Source organism: Butyrivibrio sp. AD3002 (assembly GCF_000420905.1).
Lineage (GTDB): Bacteria > Bacillota > Clostridia > Lachnospirales > Lachnospiraceae > Butyrivibrio.
Window position 1 is genome coordinate 1 of record NZ_ATVV01000048.1, and the last position, 13,241, is coordinate 13,241.

11 protein-coding genes are annotated in these 13,241 nt (G+C 44.2%); 2 read left to right on the forward strand and 9 right to left on the reverse strand.

Annotated elements, in window-relative coordinates:
• Positions 1–821: 821 nt before the first annotated feature.
• From G596_RS24645 to G596_RS0119460, 6 genes are all read right to left on the reverse strand, one after another.
• Entirely contained in the window at positions 822–2,195 is a 1,374-nt protein-coding gene (locus G596_RS24645; protein WP_022763474.1) for an AAA family ATPase, read from the reverse strand.
• A gap of 18 nt (positions 2,196–2,213) precedes the next feature.
• Positions 2,214–3,575 carry a GH25 family lysozyme gene (locus G596_RS24230; RefSeq protein WP_022763475.1) on the reverse strand — a complete coding sequence of 454 codons (1,362 nt, stop codon included), beginning with the start codon at positions 3,573–3,575 and terminating at the stop codon, positions 2,214–2,216.
• Between the two features lie 126 nt (positions 3,576–3,701).
• Positions 3,702–5,084: a sensor domain-containing diguanylate cyclase gene (locus tag G596_RS0119445; protein WP_022763476.1), complete on the reverse strand. Its 1,383-nt coding sequence runs from the start codon at positions 5,082–5,084 to the stop codon at positions 3,702–3,704.
• A 209-nt stretch (positions 5,085–5,293) separates the two neighbouring features.
• Positions 5,294–6,313 carry a GGGtGRT protein gene (locus tag G596_RS0119450; RefSeq protein WP_022763477.1) on the reverse strand — a complete coding sequence of 340 codons (1,020 nt, stop codon included), beginning with the start codon at positions 6,311–6,313 and terminating at the stop codon, positions 5,294–5,296.
• A gap of 22 nt (positions 6,314–6,335) precedes the next feature.
• Positions 6,336–7,028: an iron-sulfur cluster assembly scaffold protein gene (locus G596_RS0119455; protein WP_022763478.1), complete on the reverse strand. Its 693-nt coding sequence runs from the start codon at positions 7,026–7,028 to the stop codon at positions 6,336–6,338.
• 140 nt (positions 7,029–7,168) lie between these two features.
• The gene (locus tag G596_RS0119460) at positions 7,169–7,609 is read right to left on the reverse strand and encodes a hypothetical protein (RefSeq protein ID WP_022763479.1); all 441 of its coding nucleotides are present in this window, start codon (positions 7,607–7,609) and stop codon (positions 7,169–7,171) included.
• 230 nt (positions 7,610–7,839) lie between these two features.
• Between G596_RS0119460 and G596_RS0119465 the strand changes: the two genes are divergently transcribed.
• Entirely contained in the window at positions 7,840–8,679 is an 840-nt protein-coding gene (locus G596_RS0119465; protein ID WP_022763480.1) for a histidine phosphatase family protein, read from the forward strand.
• Between the two features lie 321 nt (positions 8,680–9,000).
• Here G596_RS0119465 and G596_RS0119470 read toward each other — a convergent pair whose 3' ends face one another.
• The gene (locus tag G596_RS0119470) at positions 9,001–9,276 is read right to left on the reverse strand and encodes an acylphosphatase (protein ID WP_022763481.1); all 276 of its coding nucleotides are present in this window, start codon (positions 9,274–9,276) and stop codon (positions 9,001–9,003) included.
• 9 nt (positions 9,277–9,285) lie between these two features.
• On the reverse strand, positions 9,286–10,467 hold the full coding sequence (locus tag G596_RS0119475; RefSeq protein WP_022763482.1) for a glycosyl hydrolase family 8: 1,182 nt from the start codon (positions 10,465–10,467) through the stop codon (positions 9,286–9,288).
• Positions 10,468–10,722: 255 nt separating this feature from the next.
• Here G596_RS0119475 and G596_RS0119480 point away from each other — a divergent pair, with 255 nt between their 5' ends.
• Positions 10,723–12,879: an ATP-dependent helicase gene (locus tag G596_RS0119480; protein WP_022763483.1), complete on the forward strand. Its 2,157-nt coding sequence runs from the start codon at positions 10,723–10,725 to the stop codon at positions 12,877–12,879.
• Between the two features lie 160 nt (positions 12,880–13,039).
• On the opposite strand, the gene G596_RS0119485 is transcribed toward G596_RS0119480, so the two are convergent.
• Positions 13,040–13,241: IS200/IS605 family transposase (locus G596_RS0119485; protein ID WP_022763066.1), on the reverse strand; the 202-nt coding region annotated here is incomplete at its 5' end.

Below are 13,241 nucleotides of genomic sequence, written 5' to 3' on the forward strand. Positions count from 1 at the left end.
AAGCAGAGCGAAGCCGCTAAGACATACATTATAGGGCATGACCCTGGATAGGAGCAAAAGCGGCACCCCACTATGGGTAGGCTGGACGAAGGAATTTAGGACACTCCTACGGGAGAAAGATCCTGTTAGACATGAGAGGTTAGCAGCCATAGGGAAGAATGGGACACAGATTCGCCTTCATAAAAAGGATGACGTTATCTTTCGTGCACCCTTCTGACTGGAAACACATATGCATTGTACCTGAAATGACATGGTTTTCGCCCATTATTTAATGCTTATCATTGTTTGTAACTTATTAACCAATTGCACATAGGGCTTAAATACTGGTTCTTTTGTGCAAAATATATAAGAAAGTATAGAGAGATTTATTTATGGATTCAGAAAAAATAAAAAAACTTGGCATAATGACGCTTGGTGTTTTCTTTATGGGCTTTTTCCTGTCCTTCTTGATTGAAGTAAATCTTGGAACCGATCCCTGCACCTTCATGAACCTTACTATTTCAAGTCGTCTTGGAATTTTATTCGGAACCTGGCAGGTACTGCTCAATTTGGTACTCTTCGTTTTTGTTGTACTGTTTGACCGTCACCAGATCGGTCCCGGCACCATCGCGAACATGGTATTCATCGGATACATTTCTGATTTTTGCAGATGGATATGGAAAAAGACCATCCCCGAATTTGTATTCCGGGAATGGCCCTACAGAGCTGTTGTATTTATAGTGGCACTACTGTGCTTTGTAATTGCGGCATCTCTTTATATGAATGCCGACATGGGCGTTGCCCCCTATGATGCGATACCGAATATCATCAGTGATCGCTTATTAAAGAGCGTCCCCTTCAAGTTTGTCCGCATCGGTTTCGACGGTACCGTTCTCCTCATCGGTTTCCTTCTCGGAGGCCGCATCGAGATCTGTACTGTTCTCATGGTCTTCCTGCTCGGTCCCACCATCAGTGCTGTCGGTGGTTTCCTGAACCGGAAGGTCTTCAACTTCTGATTTCTTATCATCATTCTTATCTTCCTGAAGTCTCTTATCAATGAGGTCTTCAGAAGTGATAAGCTTGATGTCCTCTGGAGTGGGATTTTCAAGCTTCGCGATTCTTCTGGCCTGGTTGGTCACGATTTCCTCGAAAAGGTTTCTAACCTCACGCGCATTAGCAAAATTCTCAAGCCTGGTGAGTTTTCTCTGACTGATCATCTCACGTATGTGCTTCTTGGCATCCTCTTCCACCTCGTATTCATACTTCTTGAGATTCATATTGAAGATTTCTTCAAGTTCATCCACAGAGTAATCCGGGAATTCAATATACTTGTTGAAGCGGGACTTAAGGCCGGGATTGGAGTTTATAAAGTTCTCCATCGGTTCTGTGTATCCTGCAACAATAACAACGAGATCATCTCTGTGATCCTCCATAGCCTTGAGGATCGTATCGATAGCCTCCTGACCGAAGGCATCATTTTCCTGGGAAAGCGCATAAGCTTCATCTATGAAAAGTACTCCGCCGAGAGCCTGATTGATCTTCTCCTGAGTCTTAAGAGCTGTCTGTCCGACATAACCTGCAACTAGACCGGAGCGGTCAACCTCGACGAGCTGTCCCTTGGAAAGAACACCAATCTGCTTGTAAATCCTGGAAATAATGCGGGCAACTGTTGTTTTACCTGTTCCGGGATTACCTGTAAATACCAGGTGAAGCGATACAGGTACGGACTTCATACCTTCGTCTCTTCGTAGCTTCTGAACCTTGGCAAAATCGGTAAGTTCCTTAACATCGTGCTTGATGGAGGAAAGACCTATCAGAGAATTCAGATCTTCCATCGGATCTGTCTCAGGTTCCTCTGGCTTTTGCTCCTGCTTAGGTGCTGCATCTCCTGTTGACACTGCTGTAGGTGCCGGAGGAACGGGCTTATTCTTGTTTTCGAAAAGTTTTCTCGCCTCTTCAAGTGCCTCGTTGGCATCCTGATAATGTTCGGTTTTTCTGCCTGCATTTCCGGATTCAGGCTTAGCGGGGCTGTTTTCCTCAGGGTACTTAGGACCTATGTTCTCTTCACCTTTTTTCAGATTTTCAAAGTCCCTGCTGACCTTCCTTCTTATGCTCTCTTCCTTCTTCGGATCGTCAAATACCGGCGGTTTTCCGTCTCCGCCTGATCCCGGGCCGAAGAAGTCGTTGTAAATATCTCCCATGAAATTGTCTGACATCGTAATGCTCCTTGTAACTTACTGATACCACTCCGATACGTCACATCTGTTTGCAACGCCGTAGCCTGTACCGTTTGATGTAAACTGCCATGCAAATTTATTGCCCTGGTCATATCCGCAATATCCGCGGTAATCTGCTACCCAGAGAGGGTACTGCAGTTGACTCATATCAAGTCTGTTATTGTACCACCAGGTTGATGAATAAACACCACCGGTGATGCCTCTTGCATAAAGCTGAGAAACCGTAGCCTTTACTGCGGCTGTTCTCTGAGCAACGCTCATATTATCCGACCTGCCGGAGCCTGTGCCACTGCTCTCAACATCGATAAATACAGGCATCGATGTATTAAGTCCGCTTATGGTATTGGCAATCCAGTTAGCTTCCTCCGCACCCTCTGCCTCATTTACAGCTGTGGTAAAGAAGTAGAAAGAGTAAGGAATTCCGTACTGCTGGCAGTTATAAACATTACTTCTGAACTTGGAATCCTCTACAAGAGCACCGCTGCCGTATCCGCGATAACCCACACGGATAATAACTCCGTCGCAGCTGTTCTTAAGCTGCTTCCAGTCATTAACGGTATTATGGCTTGAGATATCCACAAGCTTACCGGTGTTGTATGTGAGTGAACAGATGCTGCCATTATTATTGTTTTCCTTGGGTGCATCGGGATCGATAACCAAAACCTTGCAGCTTGCTGCCTTATTGTTGGAGCCTGCCCTGCAATAGATCTGGCAGTCGCCATATCCCTGCAAAGTAACAAGTCCTCTCTCATCAACCGTAGCAACATTTGTGTTTGTGCTTCCCCAGAGAATAGGTACATTCGAATACTTCGAAGGTTTTACCTTTGCAGTAAGCTGGAAGGTCTTTCCTTCATAGTTTCTGGTCTTAAACTTTTTACTCTTAAGATTCAGCTTAACGCTGCTAACTTTTACGTTTTTTGCGACGGTAAGGTGAAGAACGAATTTCACTCCATCCTTCTTATTGGTAACCGTGATGTCACACTTACCCTTCTTAAGAGTGGTTACAACACCCTTCGTAGTTACGGTTGCAACCTTTTTATTTGATGTTTTGTACTTGAACTGTGATTTGTTCTTGGAAGTCTTGATGATAGCTCCGTATCTGGTAGCTGCAATGGCAAATTTCATGCCCGGCATGACACGGACTTTCTCAGACTGAGCATTCTCCGCATCCCCGTCAGATACCTCGGCAAGCAGCGGATTGAAAACAGCTTCGGATTCATCCTGCTGTTCAATAGATATTTCTTTTGTATATATGCCCGAATAATTGATCTTCGCGGCACTAGCGTTCATAGCAGGTACTGCCGTAAATACAAGCGCTGCGGAAAGTATACCTGCAAAAATTCTCTTAGATAATTTCATACACTCCTCCATTTTGAAACAAAACTACATACCACATAAAATTATACCACAAAAAGCGGCTGCCTAGATAGACCCATCTAGGTAGCCGCATATATTCGGCAATATTTTGAAGCACACCGCAACTATTTATATTTTCCTGCTCTTGAGTTCAGGGTGCTCCTTGTAGAATTCCTCTTTATCCTTATACATGGCAAGATCTGCATTTCTCATGGCTAAACGGATGTCGTCACCTTTTGATGAAAAGTGGCTACCGATAGACATTGTAATCTCTGCAGGATAGGTTGTTTTTTCACGAAGCTTATCTATTTTCTCGTTAAATGCATCCTCTGTGGTATTTATGCTGATAATGGTAAACTCATCACCACCGGCTCTGTAAATCTCATCCGTATCAAAGACGGAGGATATTATAGATGCCGCAGACCACAGCATCTGGTCGCCTGCTTCGTGGCCATACTTATCGTTTATATACTTAAGACCATTCAGGTCAATAAAAATCACTCCGTAAGGCCTGAGCCTAAGTTCCATTTTTGATACAAAGGCATCTACCCTCATATTCATGGCATTTCTGTTGAAAACTCCGGTCAGTGAATCCATGTTGCTGAGTTCTCGCATCTTTTCCATAAGATTATGGTTTGCAAGCTCCGCAGCCAGGAAAAACGAAGTATGCTCAAGAAGTTCCTTAATCTCAATAGTTCTCGAAACATCAAAATTTATTACGTAAAGATATCCAATCGTGATCTTATTCTGGACAAGTGGAACAAAGCAGATGCTTTTTGCTCCATTATCTCTAAGCGAATGTGCCCATTCCGGATTTCTTTCCTCCAGGCTTTTCATGTCATCCTCATCGGTTATAATAACACAATTACTTTTCTCAATTGTCTTATCCCAGGTCTTAACAACCTCAGGCGGAATATTCTCAATCCTCTTCGCATGTTCTGCTTCGTCTACATCTTTTGTCTTACCACCGATATATTTAAGTCCATGGGTAAGCTCGTCTATACTGAGAACAGTCACGCTGTCCGCATCACATTTTTCATAAATCTCCCGGACAACCTCATCCACGGCCACCATGAAATTGTCCGAAGTACGGAAAGTGGCACAGCTTTTTATTACAGACGCTGCTGTGTCCATCGTAACATTGCCCATTCTCTCGGGATCCGCTTCCTTTGTGAGTTCATATGAAAAAATGCAATATCCGATATCGTCACGATCTGAGGCAAGCGGAATATAAACCTGATCCATCCACATTCCTATAGCCTTAGCCTCAACATAGGTATGGATCTGCTTATTGCGCAGTGCAGCCGATGATACAAAATGCTCGAACTTTCTTTCCTTGGGGAAAAGCTCGGTATAAATCATTCCGTCATAATAGGTGGGCGGCATAGATTTTTTATATTTTTCATTAGCCGCAACAATGCGCAGTTCACCCATCTCTCCGTCCGGGAGTCTCTCCACCGACAGGACGCAGGCTATTGTATTTAATGAATTAACTAATGCGGAAAAATCCATATCTTCACCCTTATATTTTGCTGAAATATCGCAGTGCCATGTGGATATTTGAATCCTATTTCCCACAATACTATTGTATAGGAGCAGCAGTGAAGTATGAATTATCTAAAACTTAAATTTCTGTAAAAGATTATAAAAAAGAAGCTGTGAAAAGGAATGCCTTCACACAGCCTCTATTCTTGTTTTAATTATTCTAGAATACCTGGATCTTAGAATTTTCCAGCCTTTGCAGCTTCCTCGATGGAAACGGCTGTAGAAACAGTCATACCAACCATCGGGTTGTTACCAGCGCCGATAAGACCCATCATCTCAACGTGTGCGGGAACGGAAGAAGAACCTGCAAACTGAGCGTCAGAGTGCATACGACCCATAGTATCTGTCATACCGTAGGAAGCAGGACCTGCTGCCATGTTATCGGGATGAAGTGTACGTCCGGTACCACCACCTGAAGCAACTGAGAAGTACTTCTTACCAGCCTCAGTACGCTCCTTCTTGTAAGTACCTGCAACGGGATGCTGGAATCTTGTAGGATTGGTTGAGTTACCTGTGATAGATACGTCAACGTTCTCCTTCCACATGATAGCAACACCTTCCTGTACATCGTTAGCGCCGTAGCAGTTAACCTTTGCACGAGGTGAATTTGCATCCTTTGAATAGCACTTTCTGAAGACTTCCTCTACCTCACCTGTGAAGTAGTTGTACTTTGTCTCTACATATGTAAAGCCGTTGATACGGGAAATGATCTGTGCAGCGTCTTTTCCAAGACCGTTAAGGATAACGCGAAGAGGCTTTGTACGAACCTTGTTAGCCTTCTCTGCGATACCGATAGCACCCTCAGCAGCTGCGAATGACTCGTGACCTGCAAGGAATGCGAAGCACTCTGTATCCTCTTCAAGAAGCATCTTACCAAGGTTACCGTGGCCAAGACCAACCTTACGACGATCAGCAACAGAGCCGGGGATGCAGAAAGCCTGAAGGCCGATACCGATTGCTGCAGCAGCATCAGCAGCCTTGCGGCAGTTCTTCTTGATTGCGATAGCAGCACCTACTGTGTAAGCCCACTTAGCGTTCTCAAAGCAGATCGGCTGAATGCCTTCGATGAGGCTGTAAACATCAATGCCTGCTGCCATTGTAATATCTTTACATTCTTCAATAGAAGAGATGCCATACTCCTTAAGGCAAGCCAGGATCTGGGGCTCTCTTCTTTCATATGATTCAAATAAAGCCATTATTTTTTCCTCCTTACCTTTATCACTGTTTTCTGGGATCGATGAATCTTGCAGCGTCTGCTACACGACCATACTGACCCTTAGCCTTCTCAATAGCTGTGTTTGCATCGTCACCAGCCTTGATGAAGTCCATCATCTTTCCAAAGTTAACATACTTGTAACCAATGATCTCGTCGTTCTCATCAAGAGCAAGGTCTGTGATGTAACCATCTGTAAGCTCAAGATAACGAGGTCCCTTGTCAAGTGTACCATATGTAGTACCTACCATTGAACGTGATCCCTTACCAAGATCCTCAAGGCCGGCACCAATCTGAAGTCCATCCTCTGAGAATGCAGACTGTGTTCTACCATAAACAATCTGAAGGAACAGCTCTCTCATAGCTGTGTTGATAGCGTCACATACAAGGTCTGTATTGAGCGCTTCAAGAACTGTAAGACCGGGAAGAATTTCAGCTGCCATAGCTGCTGAGTGAGTCATACCGGAACATCCGATAGTCTCTACAAGTGCCTCCTGGATGACACCTTCCTTAACATTAAGGGAAAGCTTACAGCCACCCTGCTGAGGAGCACACCAGCCAATACCATGTGTATAACCGGAAATGTCCTTAATCTCTTTGGACTGAACCCATTTTGCTTCTTCAGGAATGGGAGCAGCACCATGATGTACCCCTTGTGTTACGGGACACATATTTTTTACCTCTGTTGAGTAAATCATAAGTACCTCCTTATTGTTAGTGTTTACTATAGTATGATAAATTTTTATCGTTTACTACGCACTACATTTGGATTCTACTAAAAAATGCAGATTATATCAAGGTTTTATGAGTGTTTATGTTATTAAATAATAATAAACACTTATTGATACCTATCGTAAACGACTTTACCGTCCTTAAACTCCCAAATTCTTGTTCCGTTGGCATAAACAATGTATGTGCAGCTTGATTTCTTGATGCCGACTTTCTTAGCCTTTTTCTTGAATGTCTTTGAAACCTTCTTTACTGAATCTCTGGCCTGTCCTATTTCCTTAGGCTGCATTTTTGCTGAAATATCAAACATCCATGCATCCAAGGGCATATCCAGCTTAATTGTGAAGTTGTATTTGCTGCCCTCTTTTTTATATGTAACCTTGAGGTTACCGGTTATACCCTTGCACTTGTTTCCACCCTTGTTGATCTCTTTGCAAAGCTTCTTCGCAGCCTTGTCCTTGTTTGCTGCGCTTGCTGTCATTCCTACTGCGCCAAATACCATCATGAACGCAAGCATAAGTGACAAAACTTTTACTACTACTTTTTTCATACTCTTTCTCTCCTTTTTTGTATAGTTCCCCTCATGTGTTTTGTCCGGGCAGATTGCCCACTTGTCTATGATAGCAGAAAATAGTTGGGCTGTGGGATTTTTATTGAAACTATTCTTGCCTATAGATGAAATCATCCGTAAAATACGGTAGAAGGAAACAATTAAACGAGTAAAGCGAAAGTAAAGAAAATTCATAAGAATTCATATGACTATAACAAAGGAAACGAGAAATGAAAATATTTATTTTAAGACACGGAACAACTGCATGGAATAATAAGAGGCTCATTCAGGGGCAGACTGATATCCCGTTGGATGAGCTCGGAAAGCTTATGGCGAAAGAGACAGGAAAAGGCTTAAAAGCAGCCGGAATCTCTTTTGATAAGGTATATTCAAGTCCTCTTTCCAGATCATATGAGACGGCGGAAATTGTTCTCGAGGAACTATATTCAGGAAAGAATAATAATCCATTCAAGATTACTACTGATGGTCGCCTAAAGGAGCTTCATTTTGGTTTCATGGATGGCGGAAGTGTTTTTGAGATGACAGAGGATGAACACTGTCCCTTCAGATATTTCAAGACAGCGCCGGATTTGTATGAGAAGGAACTTCTCGCACTAAGGAACAGTGAGCCATCAAGCTCTGAGGACTTGCCAGATCAGGAGAATGTTCCTGCCACCAAGACCTTATCTGATGGTGATAGCAAATCCCCTACCCCTGAACTGCTTAGTGAGCTCTGCCTTCGTGCGAAGGATTTCATGATAAATGTTATAGAGCCGCTTGCAAGCTCCGGCACAGATGATAGCAGCGATTCGGCTTTCGAAAGTAATTCTGCCGCTCATGATAGTACTGTTCTCATAAGCGCTCACGGGGCACTTAGTAAGGCAATACTCATGTATGTCCGCGGTGAATCCGATCTTGCAAAATTCTGGGGCGACGGCCTTCTCCCCAACTGCGGAATTGCTATTGTCGAGCTGATTATTGACGCCGGGAAACCAGTCTACAAAATTCTGAATTCTTCTGTAGTCTACTATGACGAAAGCATTCAGGATAAGGCTCCGAAACTTTTATAAGCTTTTCGCAAATACATCTTTTCATTTTATTTGTTACTCTTTTTTAGTGCTTTTTCTTATAAAAAGAAGCCATTTTTTCGCAATCCATAATAAATAATAAGTTTGTTACTCCTTTTTCATAATAAACAGAGTAACAAACTTTCTTTTTCCCCTTAATTGCGAAAATATTGCTTTTCACAATCTCCAAATAAGACTAAAAAGAGTAACAAACTAAATAAAATATGTAAATTGCGAAAAGGCAGAAAGTTGAATTACTTTCCGCCTTCATTTTTCTACATGAATAAAATTTGTTCTAATCAGCTTCAAGTACAAATTACGTACTTAATACTTGATCTCGAAGGTTCGCTCATCTTCTTCAACAGGAATTGTCGCCATGGTCATGTCCATCACATCAATGTAGGTGCCGGATTTGACGGCGGCGATCCACTGCTGAATCTCTTCCATTGTGCCCTGGGCTTCTGCCGTAACCGAGCCGTCCCACTCATTCTTCACCCAGCCGGTCAGGCCGTACATATTGGCTGTATGAAAAGCAGTATAGCGGAAACCCACTCCCTGCACATATCCTTTGAACTTTACATGAACTCGAACCTTAATCATATTTTCCCTTTAATAAATCCTGTAATTACCCGACAGCGCCAGAAGTGCAAACATATACAGGCAGTTGTCGTAGTATCTGCGCTCGCCCTTTCGAAGCGGCTGATTCCAGAACCATTCCACCCATTTACGCGCGGTCTCAAAGTCGGCACCCGCTTTGTCGTTATCGCTGCCGTCCGCTTTTGCCCCCGGGTTATCAATCGCAAGTGCACCCTGCGCAATTGTTGCAAGCAGTCCAAGCGGATGAAGCACAGGTCTCTCGAGAGGTGTCCCGTCTACCTTATAGGCACATCTGACAGCCTCAAGATCTGTTCCGAAAAATTTCATCATCTTAAGCGGAACTCCCAGCTGGCCGCAGTCCTCACCGAACCAGATCGCATCAAGGCCGATATTCGCAGCAGTTCTGTAGGCATCGCTGAAGAAGTCACCAAACTGTCCCCAGGGGAGCTGCTTATCCATGGGTGTTCCGTCAAAATTGCCATACTCAGGGCTAAGTCCGGTGTCCTTGTGACAAGCCTTTACAAGATATTCCCTGCTGACCTTAGCAGCTCTTGCAAAAAATTCTCTGTCCTCCTCGTTTGCCCAGAGCGCAAAGAGCTCATAGAAATGAGGCAGATGATAAGAAGGGTCAGTGTGCGGGCATCCGGGTACAAACAGGATCTGTCCGTTTTCCCTGTTCCACATGGGTGCTCCGGGCCTGCCGTTTTCACCCTTATGAAGGCATGCGCTCAGTATGTTCCTGGCCTCCCGACTGTAGTTGAAAATCCCCTCGCCATCGCCCCATCTGTGAGAAGCGAAAAACAGCGCCATCGCATAGAATTCCTCTCCGTCAGGAGCCGGACCATAGGCGTTCTTTTTGCCGTCTGTCTGACATGACCAGGCAAAATAACCTTCGTTTTCACCCTCGTCCATGTACATGTAGGTCTTGGACCACTTCCATATTCGGTCAAACTCTTCCTTCATGTCAAGCTGAACGCACATCATCATTCCGTAGGACATACCCTCGGTTCTGGCATCATTGTTGCCGGTGTCGGTGAGGTATCCCATATCCTCCCCGGCTTCGTGGTAGATTCTCTCATTATCATCATAGAAAAAAGTCTGAACCGACTCTTTGATCTTAGCGCTTATTTCTTCATCGGATTTCCCGATTTCTCTGAAAAGATTTCTGTATTCGCCTGTCTTAAATGCTCCCATTTTCCGACTCCTCACTTAAAAAAAATTCAGGATGATATCTTGATTATAATGGCTGTCATAAAGTAATTTCTACTGTTATATTCTCATGACAGTTTTTCCATGTCTTACTTAAAGTTGCTTTTTTATATGTGGTTGTTGCGGTTCGGAGTCTTTATTGCAATCAGAACGTTTGTTTGGTAGAATGTATTTGAATTACGGAATTAGTTTCAAATTAAGCACTTTTTGCTACATAAATCTTATCAAAAAGGAACCAGCATGACAGATATTCTTGAGAATTTAAATAAAGCGCAGAAGGAAGCGGTCACCACGACGGAAGGGTACGTCCGCGTCATCGCCGGCGCGGGAAGCGGCAAGACGAGAGCCTTGTCGCACCGCTTTGCATACCTTGTAAACGGACTTGGTATTATGCCGGGTCATATTCTTTGCGTGACTTTTACCAATAAATCCGCGAACGAAATGCGGCAGCGCATCCACAATCTCACAGGTGATAACGACACCGGATACATCAACACTTTTCATGGATTCTGCGTATCTGTGCTTCAGGAGGATTCGCACGCGGTCTCCTATCCCAAGAGCTTCCTTGTGCTGGATAATTCCGACATCGACGAGATGCTGAAGATCATCTACGAGGAGCGCGGGCTTTCGCTTCGCGACATGACTTTCAGCGCCGCCAGAGACATGTTTGAGATTCGCAAGATTTTCAAGGAACCCGAGTACTACCTCGATATGATCACCATGTCACTGGATACTCTTAAGGAAAAATACGACAAGGCCACCGAAGTATCCGACATCCTCTTCTACGGCTACCTTTACCAGGAGAAGAAATGCTTCGGGCTTGATTACAACGATCTGATCAAGTTCTCTCTCTACATCTTTTCACAGAACGAAGACATCAAGCTGAAGTGGCAAAAAAGGCTCGAGTACATAATGATCGATGAGTTTCAGGATATCGACAGCCTCCAGTACGAGCTGATGGAGGCGCTTTCGGGCTACCATAAGAACCTTTTCATCGTGGGCGATCCCGACCAGACCATCTACACCTGGCGCGGCGCAAATGTGAAATACCTGTTGGATTTTGATAAAAATTTCCCGAACGTCACGACCATCATGATGAATGACAATTACAGATCAACGCCCCAGATCCTTTCAGCCGTTAACTCTCTTATTGATAAAAACACGCAGCGAATAAAGAAGGATCTATGTTCCACGCTTCCCGCCGGTGAGAGTGTTCTTTGCCATTTTGCACCGAATACCGCGGACGAAGCCGACTGGATTACAGGCGAGATTCTGACTCTTAAGGGGATGGGCATCCCTTATAAGGATATGACTGTCCTGTACCGAGCTCACTATGTAACCCGCACTATTGAGGAGGGACTACTTCGTGAGAAGATTCCCTACACAATTTATTCAGGTGTCCAATTTTTTGGACGCATGGAGATCAAGGACGCACTATGTTATCTTCGCATGATTGTATACCGCGATGATATTTCCTTCAGGCGAATTGCGAATGTTCCCAAGAGGAATCTTGGTAAAAAGAGGATGCGTTTTCTTGAGGAATATGCCAATGCAAATAACTGCACACTTTACAAAGCGCTGGGTGATAATTTGGACAATGAAATAATGCGCGGAACAAAAGCAGCTTCATTCCTTAATCTGATAGAAAAATGGAGTGACTGCTACGAGGGGCTTCCGGCTTCTGAGGTTCTCGCCAAAATTCTGAACGGGAGCGGCTACGAAGAGATGCTACGAACCGAGGGCGCCCAGGATAGACTTGATAATCTGGCGGAATTAAAGCAGTCAGTATTTGAATATGAGACCACCTGCGGTGAGGAAGTCGGACTTGAGGACTACCTTAAACATGTCGCACTTTTCACCAATGCCGATTCAGATGCCGGAAAAGAGGACAATGTAAAACTTATGACGGTTCACGCCGCAAAAGGCTTAGAGTTCCCTTATGTATTTTTGTGCGGAATGAATGAGGGAATTTTCCCTTCAAGAAAAATCCGTACCCTTGAGGGTATGGAAGAAGAAAGACGTCTCGCCTTCGTTGCCATGACGAGAGCTCAGAAAAGGCTATTCATATCGGAAGCAGGCGGAATGAATTTCGAGGGACTGCCACGATACCCTTCGAGATTTATTCTTGATATAGACAGCAGCCTTCTCGAGTTCACAGAGAAGCCCGACGAAGGCATGATAAAGGCTGTCCGAAAATTTATCGACAATGATTCCAGGCATTTAAAAGGTGCTGAAAAGCTGAACCTCTTAGAGCCGGGTCAGCGTGTTAAGCATGCAATCCTCGGCGACGGAACAATACTTGAACTCAACACAGCTGATGGATGCTATCTGATTCAGTTTGATGAGATGGAGACACCGAGGCAGATATCATTTAAGGTAAAGCTGACCACAGTTTAATAAAATACATGTGCCGCCAGACGCACAATCAGAACCACCGGCTTAGCCGGTGGTTTGTTCTGGCCCTATAAGGGCCTGTTGCCGGCACTGAGTCTAAAGACTCGCCGAATGGTTCGCCAGCCGCAACATCATTTTCCTACAGAGCCCCCTGGGCTCATTTTTATTTGTTTTGCTTTACCGGCTCACCCGTGAACGGGTCAATATACTCTTTTAGTGTCATTTGGTCGTACTCTAAATCCTCTTTTAACTGATTCTTTATGTACTCCTCGATTTTCTTTGCATTCTTACCTACAGTATCTACGTAATAGCCTCTGCACCAGAAATGTCTATTGCCGTACTTATACTTGAGATTTGCATGCCTC

Coding starts and splice junctions, on each gene's coding strand:
- G596_RS0119465 (WP_022763480.1), top strand. CDS start 7,840: ATGAAAATATTTATTTTAAGACACGGAACAACTGCATGGAATAATAAG.
- G596_RS0119445 (WP_022763476.1), bottom strand. CDS start 5,084: ATGGATTTTTCCGCATTAGTTAATTCATTAAATACAATAGCCTGCGTC.
- G596_RS24645 (WP_022763474.1), bottom strand. CDS start 2,195: ATGTCAGACAATTTCATGGGAGATATTTACAACGACTTCTTCGGCCCG.
- G596_RS24230 (WP_022763475.1), bottom strand. CDS start 3,575: ATGAAATTATCTAAGAGAATTTTTGCAGGTATACTTTCCGCAGCGCTT.
- G596_RS0119450 (WP_022763477.1), bottom strand. CDS start 6,313: ATGGCTTTATTTGAATCATATGAAAGAAGAGAGCCCCAGATCCTGGCT.
- G596_RS0119470 (WP_022763481.1), bottom strand. CDS start 9,276: ATGATTAAGGTTCGAGTTCATGTAAAGTTCAAAGGATATGTGCAGGGA.
- G596_RS0119455 (WP_022763478.1), bottom strand. CDS start 7,028: ATGATTTACTCAACAGAGGTAAAAAATATGTGTCCCGTAACACAAGGG.
- G596_RS0119460 (WP_022763479.1), bottom strand. CDS start 7,609: ATGAAAAAAGTAGTAGTAAAAGTTTTGTCACTTATGCTTGCGTTCATG.
- G596_RS0119480 (WP_022763483.1), top strand. CDS start 10,723: ATGACAGATATTCTTGAGAATTTAAATAAAGCGCAGAAGGAAGCGGTC.
- G596_RS0119475 (WP_022763482.1), bottom strand. CDS start 10,467: ATGGGAGCATTTAAGACAGGCGAATACAGAAATCTTTTCAGAGAAATC.